The organism is Ensifer sp. ZNC0028, assembly GCF_000799055.1.
Lineage (GTDB): Bacteria > Pseudomonadota > Alphaproteobacteria > Rhizobiales > Rhizobiaceae > Ensifer.
In genome coordinates this window covers 42392-59031 of record NZ_JTLA01000044.1, presented here as the reverse complement: position 1 = coordinate 59031, position 16640 = coordinate 42392, and the positions used below count along the sequence as shown (strand labels likewise).

Here is a 16640-nt window from a genome sequence, read left to right as displayed (position 1 = left end):
CGAAACCTGCAGGATCGAACACATGCGCGTCGTAGCCTCCGCCCTTCTTGCCCTGAGCCTCGCTTCACAAGCCGGCGCCGCTGACCTCATCGGCTTCTGGGACAAGCCCCAGCATGGCGGCAACAGCTTCAATCGGCTGCCGCCGGACGACGCCTATTTCAAGGCCCTCGCGGGCTACGGCGCCACCTGGGTGCGTCTCTCCTATGACAAATGGAAACCGGCCAAGCGCGACTATCTGATCGGCGATGCCGACAAGTACGCGGGCATTCCGGCCGCCGACCTCAAGACGCTCAAGGAGACGCTCGATCGTGCCGACAAGGCGGGCCTCAAGGTCGTCATCGCGCCGCTGTCCCTGCCTGGCATGCGCTGGGCGCAGAACAACGGCAACCGGTTTGATGGTCGTCTTTGGCAGGACAAGGCCTGGTGGGACCAAGCAGCAGCCTTCTGGCAGGATCTGGCCCGCGAACTGAAGGACCATCCGGCCGTCGCCGCCTACAACATCGTCAACGAGCCGGCGCCCGAAAAGAAGAACGGCCTCGCGGAACATGCCGACAAAAAGTCGATGCAGACATGGTACGACGACAAGGCGGGCAGCGCCTCGGACCTCAACGCCTTCTACGAGACGGTGATCGCCGCCATCCGGACGGTCGATCCCGCAACGCCCGTCATGGCGGATGCCGGCTGGTATGCGGCCGCCGACGCCTTTTCCTATTGGCCAGCCGCGCTCACGGATCAAAAGGTGCTCTACAGCTTCCACATGTACGAGCCCTATGCGGCGACGAGCGCACCGAACATGAAGCGCGACAAGCCCTATGCCTATCCCGGCAAGGTGCCCTTCGGCGATGGTGAAGAGGCGTGGGACAAGGCGCGGGTGGAGGCCTATCTGGCAGAGCCGGTGCAGTGGGCAAAAGACAAGGGCGTGCCGCTCAATCGTCTGGTCGCGGGCGAATTCGGCTGCATGCGCCTCTGGTCCGGTTGCAAGGCGTATCTTGAGGATGTGTTGACCGTTTTCGACAAGGACGACCTGCACTGGGCCTTCTACAGCTTCCGCGAGGATGCCTGGGACGGCATGGACTACGAACTGGGATCGAAGAAGGTCGGATGGAAATACTGGCAGCAGATGGAGGCCAACGAGCGCGACACGACGCCACGCAAGGCGACGCCCGAGTTCGCGCCGATCAGCAAACGGCTGCAAAGGGCAGATTGACGCAGGACCGGAAAGGTCGGCACGCGCTTGGAAAAAAGCCCAAAACAGCTAGAAGACGGTGCACTCCCTGCAGAGCGACGCGAATTGCGAGCCCCTGCTGCAACATGAGGCATGCGCGTGCAGATCACCAAGCCGGCTGACGCCGAAAAACGGACCCGAACCATTCGCCTGTCGCGCACGCTGGCGATCGTGATGGCAGCACTGGTCGCCCTGACCGCGGCCGTCATCCTGTCGGTCGTGTGGTTCATGTCGGCCGGAACGACGCGCGATCTGCTGGTGCAGTCAGCGCATCTCGGCCTTGAGGCGGTTCAGATACAGATCGGCAGCCGCTTTTCGCCGGTGGAGGATCAGCTCGCGTTTCTGGCGCGGGAGGTCGGCGCAGGTCGTCTCGATCCAGCGAATAGGCTCGAACTCGAACGCGTCATGACCGGGGCGCTCGCCGGGACCCCACAGGTTCGCGTGCTTTCGTTCGTGCGCCCGAACGGCGAGATCCTCGGCGTGACACAGGGCCCGAAGGGCGTCTTTTCCTTCGAAGACAAGGTCATGAGCGCCAACGAACGCGCGGAGATCGAGCAAGCGCGGCAGAGCGGCACCGCCCATTGGGGCCCCGTCTACTTCGTGCCCGATCCGGCGATCCGCACGTCGGTTGCCAACCTGCAGCAGCCGGCAAACCATGGGGGTGAATTTGCCGGCATTTTCCGGGCGACGATCACGGTCGACACCATGTCCGACTTCCTGCGCCAGATTGCGGTTTCAAACCCTGGCACGACGCCCTTCGTGCTTTATGGCCGCGACCAGGTGCTTGCCCATCCGCTGATGGCCTCTGGCCATCCGCTCTTGTCGGCGGAACACCGGCTGCCGAAGCTCGACGAGCTGGGCGATCCCTTTCTCGCGGCCATGTGGAAGGGGCCGCCGGAGACCTTCGACGACAGCGACATGGAGGTGCGCGCAGTCAAACTTGGAGACGAGGGACGCGTCATCCTGACGCGCGAAATCCACGGCTACGCTCCGGCCTCGCTTATCATCGGCGTCGAGGTTCCGATCGAGTCGGTGGAAAAACCGATCTGGGATCTGCTGAAGGCCGGCATCGCCGGTCTCGCCGTGCTGTTCGTCGCGATCATCATCGCGTGGATTGTCGGGCGGCTGATCGTTCGTCCCGTTACCAGCATGGCACGTGAGGTCCGGGCGGTAGGCATGCTCGATTTCGCCGCACTCCGTCCGCTTCCCGGCAGCCTGTTTACCGAACTCAACGAACAGGCCAAGGCTTACAACACGATGCTGACGGGCCTGCGCTGGCTGGAAACCTACGTGCCGAAGAAACTCGTTCGCCACCTCATCGGCAACGAGGACCTCGCCTCGACCCAACGTGTCGTCACCATCATGTTCACCGACGTGGTCGACTTCACCGGCTCGGCCGAAAAGACCAGTGCCGGCGACGTCGCCGCGCTTCTCAACGCCCATTTCGACCTGCTCGGCAACTGCATCGAAGCCGAGGGCGGCACGATCGACAAATTCATCGGCGACTGCGTGATGGCTTTCTGGGGCGCGCCCGATATCCAGAAAGATCACGCCGACCGCGCCATCCGCGCCGCGCGCGCCATCGCCCTTGCCATCGCCGAGGATAACGCCGCCCGGCAGCGCCGCGGCCTGCCGCCGCTCAGGTTGCGCATCGGCATACACTCCGGACCGGTCGTTGCCGGCAATATCGGAATGACCGGGCGGTCGGCCTACACGATCGTCGGCGACACCGTGAATGCCTGTAACCGGCTGGAGCAACTGGGCAAGGCGATCGCGCCCGGCGAAGAGCTGGTGATGCTGCTGAGTGGAGAGACCTTCGACCTGGTGGCCGAGGATCGCTCCGATCTCATCCCGCTCGGCAAGCATTGCCTTGCCGGGCGGACGGAGCATACGGAAATCTACAGACTTCCTACGGTGTAGCGGCCGGCCAAGGGCCAGGCCGCCGGGCCGATGCCGATTACTGCGTCAGACGCCTGCCGTTCTGCGGGCAGGCGTGCGCGCTTCAACCATGTGGTTGATCTGCTGGCGGTCGCCACGCAGGGTCTCGAAGCAATCGTTCCCGAACCATTCCAACGACGCATCGGCCTGCGGGTCGCCTGCGATTTCTGAGAGGAAGCGGTCGTAGTCGACGGCGCCCTCAAACAGCGGCGTCATGCCCCGCCGGCTGCCGGCGGCGGCATAGACATTGGCGGGCTCGAACACGGTCAGGTCGGCGCGGTCGACAATGTTCTTCAGGTGATAGTGCCGGATATGCGGCTTCATCGCCCGGTGCACCGCGACCGGATCGTCGCCACCCTCCCACACATGCAGCGTATCGAAGTTGATCGCAAAGGCGGGGTGGTCGACCTCCTCGATCAGCCGCACGGTCGACGCCGCCGTGTCGGCCAGCGTTTTCGGATGGGTCTCGGCAAGCAGTTGGATGCCATAGCCCGCGGTGATCGCGCAAATGTCCTTCAACCGCGAAACGATCCGCTGCCGCTCGTTGGCGCTGACCTCGGCGCTGCCGCGGTTGCCGGCAAAGGTCCGGATCTTGCGGGTCCGCCACCGCCGCGCCAGCCGGCAAAGCTCGACCGTCTTGGTGCGCAGCGTTTCGGCGTCGCCGTCGAGCGGCAGGTAGTCGCTGATCATCGGCACCGAGAGGCCATAGCCATCCAGCCATTCCGCATTGCGGTCCGGGCGCGACGCGAGATTTCGCGCATGCGCACCCCAGAGCTCGATGCCCTGGAAATCATTGGCTTCGGCCCAGGCGGCGATCTCGTCCAGCGATATCAGGTGATGCCGGAAGGTGATGGTGCAAAGCGAAACTCTCATCGCGCAACTCTCTTCAAGGGGGTGTGGCTTTCCGCGGGGATGGCAAGGTCGCACCAGCGTTCGAAGACTTCGGCGAGCTTGGTTTTCAGTCTCGTTTCGAGCCGGTCCGCCTCGTCGAGGCGTTCGAAGACCGGCGCGGCCAGAGCGCGGTCGCCGGTCTGGGCGAGCTTCATGCAGGTGTAGTGCAGGGTCTTCAGGGACTGGACCAGCGCCTCGATTTCCTCGCACCACCCTTCGAACTCGCCCGACGGCAGTTTCAGCGCCCGCCAGTAGAAGGCGAAGCCGTGCTCATAGGCATACTTCCGGATGGTGATGACCGGCAGCTCGCGCACCGCCGCGCCAAGATCTGTAAGCATCACCCCGTTCGTGCCATCGAGATGCGCGGCAACGATCGCTCTGACGGCATCGACGAGCGGATTGCGGTCCCGGACGAAGCAGGCCTCGAAATAAGCCTTCAGATCTTCGGCAAACGGCGCGCGCGCCTCGGCATTGTCGAAGACGTAACCGCCGCCGACGGTCGGCTGCATGATGGCGTGAATGACCTTCTCGCGGGCGATCTCGCCCTCCCAGCGATAGTCGGGATCGTGCACGAACCATGTATCGGGATCGGCTGTCTCCTGCAGCATCAGATAGTGTGGGAAGGGGTTCTGGTTGAACTTGTTCTCTCGTTCCGGCAGGTGGAACATGTCGAGCATGACCATGACCGAACCGGTTTCGCCGCGCTGCTTCAACAGCCCGAGGAGCACCGCGAGGTTGTCGAGCTTGGTGCGCTGCGGATCGTACCACTCGACGACGGAGACGCCGTAAAGTCGCTCGAACCAGCCGCGGAAGAATTCCTGGGTGATATCGGGCGCATGATAGAGAAGCTCGAAACGCTCGCTGACCGCGAACTTCGCGTCCCAGACGCCGAAATAGAACGGCCGCTGGTCCAGCCCGTTTCGCTTCAGGCCATCCGAAACGCAGCTGACGAAGCAATGGACCTTGATGTCGTAATAGGCCTCGCCGTGCACGCCTTCGTCAGTCGTCCCGCCGGTGAGCGGAAAGGCCGGCACGATGGTCGCGGTAGACTTGGGGACATAGAGCGCGACGAGATCGGCGACCGTTTCGATCTCCTGTTTCGCGATCGCCTCTTCCGGCACCGACAACCCGTATTCGAGCTCGAGATTGAGGAAGATCTCGAGGATCAGGACGGAGTCGAGATAGAGATCTTCGTTGAGGCGGGCATCGAGGCCGAAGCCGTCCATATGTCCATGCGCCATCTTGTCGGTCAGGACGGCCTCGACCGCCGCCAGAACTTCGCTTTCGGTCATGATGCGGCTCCCGCAATCGGTTTGTTGAATTCGCCTGCCAGATGACGCGCCGCGACGTCGCGGCGGCTGATCTTGCCGTTCGCCTGGCGCGGGACCGTGTCGATCTGCAGGATTTCCATCGGCAACTGGTGAGACGCGAGGTGGCGGCTGCACCATTCGCGCACGGCCTGCGGCGCCACCGGCGCCTCGGCGCTGAAGAGCAGCGCGACACGCTCGCCGGCAAAACGGTCGGACTTGCGGAAGGCCACCGCATCGGTAACCGCCGGCATCGCCATGACCGCATCCTCCACGTCCTTCGGATAGACGTTGAGGCCGGAGACGTTGATCATGTCGTCCAGGCGGGAAACGAAGACCAGCATGCCGTCGGCGCGCCGGTAACCGAGGTCACGCGTGTGGATCGGCGCGCCGTCGCCGTTTTTGACGATGATCTCGCCCGTATCCTCAGAACTGTTGCCGGTGGCGGCGATCAGATGTGGCAGGACGAAGCCCATGTCGCCGGCAGACGTCACATCCGGATTGATGGCGATGCAGCCGGATTCCGAGCAGCCATATTGCTGGAACATGAAACGGCTCTTGGCGCGGATATCGGCAAACCACGGATCGGGAAGCAGCGTACCCGAGGTCATCGTCGCGTGGATCTGCTCGCCCGCGGGCATCAGCCGCGCCAGCGTGTGCAAGATCGCCGGTGAGGAATAGAGCAACGGCCGTTCGGTCTCGCGCAGCACCTTCAGGAGATACTTCGGGTTCGCGGTGTTGACGATGACGGGTGTCTGCCCGCGCTTCAGCGCCACCAGGATACCGCAGATCAGCCCGTAGGAATGGGTGGTCGGGCAGGCGATGACCGGCGTCATGTCCTCCGCTTCGCGGAAGGTGCCGACATAGCTTTCGATCTCGGCATCGATTTCGGCCCAGCTGCGCGCCACGCATTTCGGCGCGCCGGTCGTGCCGGAGCTCATCTGCAACAGCGTGCCCTCAGGCGAAAGCTGGCCGGATGGTTCGAGAACTTCGGCCGTCAGGCTGTTGTAGAACAGCCGGTCGCAGCCAGCACCGATCGCGAGCTTGCGCGCGGCCGGATAGGGTGTGCCCGGATGGATCGGCAGCACGCTCGCGCCTGCCTTGCGAATGGCAAAGAACAGCGCCAGCCAATCGACCGTTTCCGAGAAGCAGACGGCGTAGCGGCCGGTGTCTTGCGCACTCAGGCCGATCTCGGCTGCGAGTTCTGCCGATCTGCTGCTGAAATAGGCCTCGTCATAGAGCCTGTCGTCGATACGGATCATGGCTTTCTCCTTCGTTGGAGCGTTCTTGCGGCCAAGGCGTTCGCCACCTCGTGGTGGTATTCCGGCTTGAGCGCGAGCAGCTTCCTCGTCATCAGGGATTCGGTCTGGATGCGGGGGCGGTCGCAGGCAAGCTGCGCCAGCCGCCCCGTCGCGGCGTGCTCGGCCTCGTAGGCGGCAAGCACGGTCTGGACGCGCTGCCAGAAGAGCGTTTCCGGCAGGTCGTAGCAGTGGTCAAGAAGGTGGGAGATCTCTGTCAAATTGTAGACGAACAGCGTGTCCATTACCAATTCGCGCAGTGAGTCCAGGTTGTCCGTCCAGTAGAACTGGTCGGGCTCCGCCTCCCGGTAAGCTGGATGGAGCGACAGGAAATCCGGCGCCTTTTCCGGCGCGCGCAGAAAGCCCGGCGAAAACTCGATGCTCTCGTGAAAATCGCGAAGGATCAGCCGCACCGGCCAGCCATCGCGATGGACCAGCAGCATGTTCTGCCCATGCGCTTCGACCGCCAGCCCATGATGCAGCAGGAGGTGCCAGACGGGCAGGACGGCGACTTCGATCAGGCGGTTGATCCAGGGCATCAGGCCGAAGCGCTGGATCCAGTCGTCGGCAAAGGCGCGCCCGTCCGCTTCGACCATCATCAGCGCGTTGAAGGGAATGACGGCCTCGCCGGAGCCAAGCGTCGCTTCCGCACTCTCGCGCCAGATGGCTGCGACCTGTCCGGCCAAAGGGCCGTCGCTGTCGGCGATGATGCCGGCATATTCCTGCAGGATGGTGAGCGGATAGCGGTCGCGAAAAGCCGGGTCGCCGGCGACCATCCCGGCGATCCAGCGCGAGATCACCGGCGCCGTGCACACCGAATGCGCCTCAAGGATGCGGCGCGACGAGGTGTTGACCATGTTGAGCGGCAGCTTGATGCTCGCGGCCAGCGGCCGGTCCTGGTTCAACAGGGAACGAACCGACTGCGTCGCCGTGTATCGGTACCCCGCCGGGCCAAGGCAAAAGGCTTCACCCGCGGCGATCCAGCCGGCAAGCTCAGTCTCGCGGAGTTCGCGCCATTGCCAGGGATGCAGCGGCAGAAGGCCGAACAGGTCAGGCGAAGCACCGCATTCCTGCCACTTCACCCGGAGTTCGGACCAGGTTTCCTCCCCCAGTTCCGTTTCCCAGAAGGCATCCTCATCACCAGGGATCGCGCAGCGAAGATGCTTGCGCGCCACCAGCAACCAGACGAGCTGGAACGCGCGCCCCATTTCGGGGCCATAGGCTGCATGGTCGGCGACGGAAAAACCGGTGCGCGCCTTGTAGCAGGGGTGGTAGGGATGCCCCTCGTCGAGCGCTCCCTCCAACTCGGCAAATGAAAAGGCGCGCCGCAGCCGCGCCGGTACCTGACGCCCGTTCCAGGCGCTGAAGGCAATCGTCTGCGTCAGTTCGTTGAGCAGCTTTCCGCGTGTCGGTCCACTGCCCGGCAGGACGGATACCAACTGCGCCAGCGGCGGCACGACCCAGCCGTCGGCGTCATCGCGCATCTCCACCGATCCGGCAGCCAGCCGTAGCCGGCCAAAGGGACCGATGGCGCCGCAGCAGCGGAACTGCCGGCCGCCGAGCGACCAGTGGAAAGTGGTGATATCCCCGTCCGGGTGCTCGCTAGCCTCAACAATGCCTTCGAACAGCAGCGCGGCAGCGAGCTGGCGGAGCACCCGCTCGTCCGGGCGACCCTTGAGATCAAGAGGCAATGGCATGGTCGGTCCTCGGCGCAGTCAGGACGGCCGGCGCCCGGAGCGGGTTCGGCACGGGGCGATAAAGCGACGGCGCGTTGCTGGATTGCAGTTCGTCGACGTCGTAGAGGCGCGTCGTCAGGTTGGCCTTGGAGACGATCGTCGGCAGGTCGAGCACGTGACGGGCGAAGTCGCGACCCGCGCCACTCATCCGGGTGGCATAGCGCTCGATATGCGCGCGCAGTTCGCGCAGGAGCAGGCTCTCGTCGCAGAGCCCGTCATGGCCCATGCGGCTGATCACCGAGAAGACCTGATTGACGATCAGGTAATAGGCGAAACGATCGCGGATTTCGCTCTCGGCAAAATAGAGGGACGCGATCCGTTCAGTCTCGGGCACATGGCCGGCAATCAGGCTGCGATACCGCTCCGAGAGATAGAAGCCCTGATTGTCGCGGTAGTAGCTGACGGACGGATAGCCGGAGCCGACGTCGAGCAGGCTGTTTTGCTGGTGGGCTTCGAGCGCTATACCGTAATCGTCATAGAGACGGACCAGCGGTTCGACGGCGCAATCAAGATAGCTGCGAAACCAGGCAAGCGCCGCGTCCGCCAGGTTTTCGCCGGCGCGCAGAGCAGCCGTCTCAACCAGCCTTGCCAGCCGGGATGGCGCACCGGGCAGCGGATCGGCGGTCAGGGCGGCGACGGTGACGACGCCCCGCCCGCCGCTGCCGGCAAACGGGTTCTCCCGCAGGATGACTTCAAAGCCGCTCTCGCTGCGTCCCGGCAGATCGAGCGTGATATAGGCGGGGTCCTGAATGATACGGAAGTTTCGCGAGCGTTCGGCAAAACCGATCCGGTCGATCAGCTTTGCCATTGCGACGCCCGCTTCGAGCTCCTGGCGACGGTTCAAGCGCACCGAGTTGGTGATGCGCACAGGCAGGGAGAACTTGAGCATCCAGTCCGCGTCGGCGCCGTAGACCGTGCGCACCGACGAGGTCGCGGTGAAGGCCGGACCGGCGGGACCGAGATGCCGCAGCCGCCCCTCCCCCAGCAAGCCGCGGATATCGGGATCAAGCAGCAGCGCTTCGGCCTGGAGCGGATGCATCGGCAGCACATATTCGTCGTCGCCGATCGCGAAGCCGTCGGTATCCGGGCCGACCAGCGACCGCACGATCTCGGGCGCAGCAACTGCACGCGCGCAATCGTGCCGGACATCGCCGCGTTTTGCCGCGAAATAGTGCAGCCTGAACTGGCCGCGCAGTTCCGGCGCGTAGCTCTCCTGCTGCCAATAGGTCATGCCCTGGCGGCTCTTCGGCGTCGGGTGCTGCCAATGGCCAAAGACGAGCGACTGCTCCGCTTCGATGAAGTGGCCGCCGCCCGCCGGTTCCGGCGCGGCCCTGTCGATATAGAGTGCGGTCTGCTGGTAGCTTTCGAGCACGCGCATCAGCAGTTCGAGTTCGAAGCCGCGCAGGGCGTCCGCCTGGGCCTCGTCGACCTGGCGGTAGCACTCGTGCACCAGGATATGGAGTGCCGAAATCAGTTCGATCTGGCGCCAGGTGGCGTCGGACACGCCTCTGCCCCATACACGGCCGAAATGGTGGGGGCCGCAGAGCGACGGCGATGTCACCTCGGCGCGCAGGATCATCTGCTGCCTGGGAAGAGACCATTCCACGCAATCAACGGCGCCGCCTGCGGCGCGATGCATGGCCCGGATACCCGGATTGACTTCGCGCAGGTAGCAGTTTGCGAAGCTTTGAAAGGTGGCGATTTCTGCGATTTGCCTAGACGATTGCATCCTGATCCTCGGCACGCGACACGCATAGCCGCGCAATTGCGTTGGGCGCTTTCGACCAACACATTGAATTTTCTGATCCGAACTGTTTTGAAGCGGCCGCTTAGCCGCCGGCTTGCCAGGCAAGCGGACCGGGCTCTTCCCGGAACGCAAAGCGCAGAAGATGGCTTTCGATCACCGACTTCGTGTCGGCGAGTTCGGCATCGTCGGGCGAGCGGGCGCGAATGCTCAGGCCATCGGCGGTCGCCTGGAGATAGCCGGTGCCGCAGGAGAACCGGAGCTCGGCGCGATCGCCCGCCTGTTCGACGTCGATCTTGTGGGCGAAATGCTTGCAGAGTTGCGTCAGGTACTTCTGGCCGTCTTCCGTCGCAAAATGGGTGGTCGCTTCTTGCATCTGGAACTTCCTGTCTTTCGGCTTTCGCTGCTCTGGCGGCCGGGACTGACCGCCTGAGCGTCTTGGGCGGCTGCCGCCGGGAGGATCCGGCAGCCGCAGTCGGGACCGCCGACCTAGAAGGTCGCTCTGGCGGTCAGGATAAAGGAACGTCCGGGCTCATAGAGCGGCGTGACTTGGCCGAATTCCTGACCGTAGGTCGCCCGGTCCGAATAGGTTTCATCGAAAACGTTCTTGAGTTCGGCGCGCAGCGTCAGGTTTGGCCGTTGCGGCGGCACATACTCGACGAAAGCGTTGAAGACCTCGTAACCTTGAAGGGGTTTGGAGCCCGCAGCCACGTCGTCGTAGTCGAGCGCGATTTCGGCATCGGCGCCAAAGGTGACGCCCCAATCCGTCAATGTGTGCACCGCCTGCAGGGTGATGATCTGGCCGGCCGGGGTGGCAAGATAGGTGCCGAGGTCGGAATCGGCCGGCTTGCCGTCGATCTCGACGTCGATATTGGCGTATTTCACCTTGAAGTAGCCATCGCCCCAGTTGTAGCCGCCGCCGATTTCGAAACCGCGCGAGCGGACGTCATGGGCCTCGATCCCGCGCGCGACCGCATAACGTGGTGTGCGGGCATCATCGAGATCCGTCTGGAAAACGCTGCCTTCGACGGTAAAGCCGTTGTAGTTCGCTTCCAGCCCGAGGATATAGTTGTCCGCCGTTACCGGCTTCGGGCCGTTGCCATAGTCCCAGTTGGGATTGATGATGAAGTTCTCGGCGAGCGGAATGCCGGCCCAGACATGTGAATAGCCGGCCTTGGCCGTCAGCAGGTCCTCGACGAGATCGTATTCGCCCGAAACGTTTCCGCTGAAACCGGAGTTGTTCCACGTCTGGCCGGTCGTCCCGGTAAAGCGCTGATTGTCGCCGCGCGCACCGAAGGAGAGACGTGTGCGCTCGAAGGGCTCCAGCCGCGCCTGGGCGTAGAGACCGACATTGCGCGCCTTCTCCGAGCCCGGATCGAAGAGATCCCTGAGCTTTGCCTCGTCATCGTAGAAATCGATGCCGGCGATGACGTTGCCGATATCGAAGGAGAACTTGTTCTCGAACTTGCCGTTGAAGCTGTCCGACGCGCCGACACCCTGGTAGCTCACGGGAATGCCCGGCGCCGGCTTCGGATAAACGGGCACCTCGACTTCGGTCTTGCTGTAGGCGAGCAGCAATGTCGGATCCCACCAGCCCTCGGGCGTGCTGTCGGTATAGGTGAAGACCGTGTTGCCCCGCTCAAGGGTGTAGTCGCGGATACGTGGCTCCCAGGGCTTGCTTCCCGTCGTCGACCCCATATTGGCGCGGAACGGTCGCGGTGCATCGTCGCGGATGCTGTCGTGGCTGATCTCGAAGCGATCGCCGCTGTCGAACTCGTAGGCGAGTTTTCCAAGCCCGCTCAAGAGGTCGGTGGAGGTTCCCTGCACTTCCTGGCCGTTGCCAGCGGTGAAATCGTTGCCGGTTCCGAAGTTGAAGTATCCCAGGAACTCCAGTCCGTCTCGCATGCCGTAGGCCGAGAGCCCGGTTGTCACCGTGTTGCTGTTGAAATTGTAGCTGGACGTGACGAAGCCGCCAAAACCGTCGCCGTCCAGCAGATCGCGTGCATCGATCGTTTCATAGGAAATCGCACCGGCGAGCGCACCCGGACCGGCATCGGCCGGCGCGACGCCGGCATCGACGTTGACAGCCTTGAGCAGACCCGGATCGATGAGGTTCGTGCCGTTGTGATGGAAGACTTTGTTGTTCTGCCGGCCGCCGTCCATCGTCACCGCGAGGCTTGTTTCCTCGATGCCGTGGACATAGACCTTCTGCGACATCGGCAGCGAACTGCCGACCGAAATGCCGGGCTCGCCGGAAAACACGTCGGCAATGTTGGCGGGGTTCTTGCGCTTCAGGTCTTCCGACGAGATGACGATCTCGCCTGCGCCGAGCGGCCCCGCGCCGAAGGCCGAAATCGGATCGAGCACCGTTGCGCCGTCCGCAGCGACCGCGCCGCCGCCACCCGCCAAAACGGCCGAACCGACCAGCGCGGTCCCGCCCGATATCCTGTGGGAAATGCCGGTGCCGGACAAAAGCCGGGCAAGCGCCTGGTCCGCCGTCATCGTTCCGCTGACCTTGGCCGAGCGAAGCCCCTGCGAGGTTGAAGCCGCCAGGGTCACCTGCAGGCCGGACTGTCGCCCGAAGGCGTTGAGCGCGGTGGAAAGCGGCTGCGACGGGATGTCGAAGCTGCGGGCATTGCCGACGCGCGACGTGGTCTGCTGGGCGGATACGGTGGTAGCGGGTACCAGCGCGAAGGACGAAAACGCGACGATCGCCGTCGTCGCCAGCAGGCGCCGTCTTTCACGGCGACGTCCCGTATCGAATCTCAGATGTCCCTTGCGGCATTTCGGCGAACGCATCTTACCCCCGTCTCGGCAGTCCACGCGGCCTTGCGGACGCGCGTTTCCAACCAAAGACGACCGGCCCCGGATTTTTTTTCACCGGCGCGCGATTTTTTCCTGATTTTTTTACTCCAATTAAAACCGCGTCAGGATGCGGCCGTAGGAGGTCACCTCGCGCACCTTGCCGCCGAAGGGCTGCACCAGCGCCTGGAGCGCACGATCCGGATCCTTCAGGTCGTAGACGCCGGTCACGCGCCGTGCCGCCAGATCGGGCTGCGGAATGGCGATCCAGGCGGAATGGTAGCGCTGCAGCCGCTCGGCGGCCGCGGCGACCGTCACATCATTGACGAACATCCTGCCGCTTCGCCAGGCGCCGATCTCATCCGCCGCGATCGCGCTTCGCAAGACTGCCCCGGTCGCATGGCTCACCGTCGCCATTTCTCCCGGCGCCAGTTCGAAATTCTGCTTTTGGGCGTCAGCGCTGTAGGAGACGGCGACCGTGCCGTGCGCCAGCTCGACTGTTGTCTCCGTGCTCGCCAGTTGCACATCGAACGCGGTCCCGAGCACGGACACCTCGACGCCCCCCGCCTCGACGACGAAAGGACGCGAGGGATCGCGGGCAACGTTGAAATAGGCTTCGCCCTTCAGCAGCCTGACATGGCGGGTGCCTACGCTGATGTCGGTGGCGATCGCGCTGCCGCCGCCCATTTCGATGATCGTCCCGTCGCCAAGCGTAATCGTTCTGTTTTGCGCCGTCTCGGTCACATGATCCGCCTGCCACCACACGAGAAGCGACGGCAGGGAGACGAAAAGCACGAGGCAGGCAGCTAGCGCCAGCCCCACGCCGGCGGCCAAGCCGCCCGTCCCCAGCCGGCGGCGTTGGCGGATCGGTGTTTCGACGGCAACGGACGGTCTTGCCCCCCGCCAAAGATGCTCGTGCACCTGCGGCACCTCGCCGAGCAGCTGCCAGGTCCGCAACGCCGTCTCCCAGGCCTGGGCATGCAGATCCGACTGGCCCAGCCACGCACGGAAGCCGGCCTCCGTCTCGCGACAGTTCGGGCGCGCCTTCAACTTGAGGAACCAGTCCATGGCCTCCTCGAGCAGAGCCTCCGATATGTGGTTGTCCTTGGTCAAAGCCTTGCCTGCCGCTTGGATGATCGACGCCCTAGCACCTTGTTTCTGTAGCCCCCTACCACGTCAAGCGAAGTCACCGGGAAGCGGGACGCTTCCGTGGTTCCTTCGCTCTGTCTTAAAGACGATCAGCACCGGAATTTTTTTCACACGGGGACCCCTGAAATTCTAGGAGGCGCCGCCGGCAAGCGTTGTCGCAACCCGCATCATGGCGGAGCGCACGTGGCGGTGTGCCGTCGCGACGGAGATGTCGAGGTGGGCTGCGATCTCTTCCAGGGTATAGCCGCCGAAACGGTGCATCTCGAGCGCGACCCGCACGTCCTCGGGCAGGTCTTCGAGAATACCGGAGATGCGTCTGATTTCATCGCTGACGAGGATGATGTCTTCGGGCGTCGGCACCTCGACCGGCATCGACCAGAACGGCGGTTCGCTCTGCTCTTCCCGCGCCTCGATTTTGCGGCGTTTCAGGAGGTCGAGGGACAGGTTGCGGACGATCTTGTAGAGATAGGCGAGCGACAGGCCGGAAGGCCCCGCCGAGGGCGGATTGCCGGTATTTGCCGGCGCGAATCGGATGAAGGCTTCCTGCACGATATCTTCGGCCGTTTCTCGCGATCCGACGATCCGCGTGGCGTAGGCGACCAGGGCAGTGCGGTTGGCGAAATAGACCTGATGGCGCGTATCCGTGTCGACCACTGTGTCTGATCCGATCAAATAATTTCGATTCGGCGCGCCGTGCGCACCCCTGCCGGTAGGCGATCGATAGGCAGGGACCGACCGAGCGCGGTGTCTCTTAGCACGCAGAAATAAACTTGTCTGTAATACTCATGTTAAAATTTCAAGGCACGGACGAAGGCGCAGCCAGGTCATCCGTCGCGGGGGTGCGGACGCTGCCCGAACGCAGTTCCCGAGCGTCGGCGGCGTCGAAAGGGCTTGCGCTCGGGCCCTTCGGCCTCAGTTCTCTACGGCGAGAAGGTTGGCGTCTCGCGCCAGCCGCCATCGGCCGTCGGCCTCCTTGCGCAAGAGCGTCAAGGTGTAGCCCGACCGTCGGATGCTTGCCCCGTTGGTCGGCGTCGCCGTCACTTCTATGCGGTTGCGGATGAAGGCCCACTCGCCCAGCACCTGGAGCTCGACAATCTCGCTGCCCCCTTCCATGCGCGTGCCGGCCATCGCCTGCGAAGCCGCGGCGAAGGCCCCCTTGCCGAAGGGATCCTGTCCGGGAACCATGAAGACCACGTCATCGGTCATCAGCGAGAGGACCATGTCGATGTCGCCGGCCTGGCTTGCCACCATCCAGCTTTCGACGAGCGTGCGGATGGCTTGTTCGTCCTCTGTCATGTGCGCCTCCTCCTTCGAAATGCCGTTCGGCATGCCTCCTTGAGGGCGAAGTAAGGCTGCCCCCTCGCCCGGCAAGGGCAAAAGCGATCGCGGCGGCCTCCTTTCGAAGGCCGCCGCGTCTCTTGTCACGGTCGGATGAGCCCGGGCGTTATGCCGGCAGTTGCTCTTCCTTGGTCTTTATCAGGCTCCAGACAACGCCCGAAGCGATGATCGCGAAGGTGACGCCGAGCGACAGAGCCGCCGGGAACTTCTCGAGCCCCAGGAGATCGGCCACGAAGATCTTCGAACCGATGAAGATCAGGACGACAGCCAGCGCCGGCTTCAGGTAGCGGAAGCGATGGATCATCGCAGCGAGCGCGAAGTAGAGAGCGCGAAGGCCGAGGATAGCGAAGATGTTCGACGTGTAGACGATGAACGGGTCCGTGGTGATCGCGAAGATCGCGGGAACCGAGTCGACGGCGAAGATCACGTCAGCCACCTCGACCATGACCAGCGCCATGAAGAGGGGGGTGATGAACCAGGTCATCTTGCCGGTCTTCGGGTTCACGAGCTTCACGAAGAAGCGCTCGCCGTGATGCTCTTCGGTGACGTTGAAACGGCTGCGCATGAAGCGCACGAGCGCGTTGTCCGAAACGTTGGGCTCGGCCTCCTTCATCACCAGCATCTTGATGCCTGTAAAGACGAGGAAGGCGGCGAAGATATAGAGAACCCAGGAGAACTCAGCCACGAGCGTCGCGCCGACGCCGATCATGATCGCGCGCAGCACGATGACGCCGAGGATACCCCAGAAAAGCACGCGGTGCTGGTAGATGCGCGGGACGGCGAAGAAGGAGAAAATGAGGGCGATGACGAAGACGTTGTCGAGCGCCAGGGTCTTTTCGACGACGAAGCCGGTCATGTAGGCAAGGCCGGACTCGGCACCGAGATACCACCAGACGAAGCCGCCGAAGCTCAGGCCGAGGGCGATATAGAAGGCGGAAAGCTTGACGCTTTCGGCGACGTTGATCTCCTTGTTCTCCTTATGGAGAATACCAAGGTCGAACGATAGGATAGCGATCACGAGGGCGAAAAAGCTCGCCCACAGCCACAGTGGCGTTCCCAGCCACACTACAGACATGAAGGAAAAGTCCACAGACGGGTCCCCAATCGGCACATGTTGTCGGAATAAGGTCCGACATCGCAAGAGTGCCGAAGCTCTCGCCAGAGGGGCCCGGACCAGCGGGTTAGGCGGCAGATAAGCGTTCGGCTTTCCGG

At 63.6% G+C, this 16640-nt stretch carries 13 protein-coding genes; 2 read left to right on the top strand and 11 right to left on the bottom strand.

The features are described 5' to 3' along the window. The first annotated feature begins 22 nt into the window (after positions 1-22). Together L981_RS11175 and L981_RS11170 are read left to right on the top strand one after the other, a co-directional pair. Positions 23-1207 (top strand): glycoside hydrolase family 5 protein, encoded by a 1185-nt coding sequence (locus L981_RS11175; RefSeq protein WP_043615396.1) that lies wholly within the window; start codon positions 23-25, stop codon positions 1205-1207. A 117-nt stretch (positions 1208-1324) separates the two neighbouring features. Continuing rightward, positions 1325-3145 (top strand): adenylate/guanylate cyclase domain-containing protein, encoded by a 1821-nt coding sequence (locus tag L981_RS11170; protein ID WP_197067120.1) that lies wholly within the window; start codon positions 1325-1327, stop codon positions 3143-3145. A gap of 45 nt (positions 3146-3190) precedes the next feature. Here the strand turns inward: L981_RS11170 and L981_RS11165 are convergent, their stop codons facing one another. The 11 genes from L981_RS11165 to L981_RS11115 form a co-directional block, all read right to left on the bottom strand. Further along, the gene (locus L981_RS11165) at positions 3191-4036 is read right to left on the bottom strand and encodes a sugar phosphate isomerase/epimerase (protein WP_043615336.1); all 846 of its coding nucleotides are present in this window, start codon (positions 4034-4036) and stop codon (positions 3191-3193) included. Continuing rightward, on the bottom strand, positions 4033-5346 hold the full coding sequence (locus L981_RS11160) for a DUF6005 family protein (RefSeq protein ID WP_043615333.1): 1314 nt from the start codon (positions 5344-5346) through the stop codon (positions 4033-4035). The genes L981_RS11165 and L981_RS11160 overlap by 4 nt, the downstream gene beginning before the upstream one ends. Further along, complete coding sequence (locus L981_RS11155; protein ID WP_043615330.1) at positions 5343-6623, bottom strand: AMP-binding protein; 1281 nt, start codon at positions 6621-6623, stop codon at positions 5343-5345. The genes L981_RS11160 and L981_RS11155 overlap by 4 nt, the downstream gene beginning before the upstream one ends. Continuing rightward, the gene (locus L981_RS11150) at positions 6620-8356 is read right to left on the bottom strand and encodes an IucA/IucC family siderophore biosynthesis protein (RefSeq protein ID WP_043615327.1); all 1737 of its coding nucleotides are present in this window, start codon (positions 8354-8356) and stop codon (positions 6620-6622) included. The genes L981_RS11155 and L981_RS11150 overlap by 4 nt, the downstream gene beginning before the upstream one ends. After that, positions 8340-10124 carry an IucA/IucC family siderophore biosynthesis protein gene (locus L981_RS11145; RefSeq protein ID WP_043615323.1) on the bottom strand — a complete coding sequence of 595 codons (1785 nt, stop codon included), beginning with the start codon at positions 10122-10124 and terminating at the stop codon, positions 8340-8342. The genes L981_RS11150 and L981_RS11145 overlap by 17 nt, the downstream gene beginning before the upstream one ends. A gap of 100 nt (positions 10125-10224) precedes the next feature. After that, on the bottom strand, positions 10225-10515 hold the full coding sequence (locus L981_RS11140; RefSeq protein ID WP_043615319.1) for a DUF2218 domain-containing protein: 291 nt from the start codon (positions 10513-10515) through the stop codon (positions 10225-10227). 113 nt (positions 10516-10628) lie between these two features. Further along, the gene (locus tag L981_RS11135) at positions 10629-12938 is read right to left on the bottom strand and encodes a TonB-dependent receptor (RefSeq protein WP_043615316.1); all 2310 of its coding nucleotides are present in this window, start codon (positions 12936-12938) and stop codon (positions 10629-10631) included. Positions 12939-13055: 117 nt separating this feature from the next. Continuing rightward, a complete protein-coding gene (locus tag L981_RS11130; protein ID WP_052201745.1) occupies positions 13056-14054 on the bottom strand; it encodes a FecR family protein in 999 nt (332 codons plus the stop codon). A 165-nt stretch (positions 14055-14219) separates the two neighbouring features. Continuing rightward, a complete protein-coding gene (locus L981_RS11125; RefSeq protein WP_043615312.1) occupies positions 14220-14744 on the bottom strand; it encodes an RNA polymerase sigma factor in 525 nt (174 codons plus the stop codon). A gap of 258 nt (positions 14745-15002) precedes the next feature. Continuing rightward, positions 15003-15386, bottom strand: a complete 384-nt coding sequence (locus L981_RS11120) for an SgcJ/EcaC family oxidoreductase (RefSeq protein ID WP_043615391.1) — start codon at positions 15384-15386, stop codon at positions 15003-15005. 148 nt (positions 15387-15534) lie between these two features. Then, positions 15535-16503, bottom strand: a complete 969-nt coding sequence (locus tag L981_RS11115; protein ID WP_210336052.1) for a TerC family protein — start codon at positions 16501-16503, stop codon at positions 15535-15537. Positions 16504-16640: the final 137 nt, after the last annotated feature.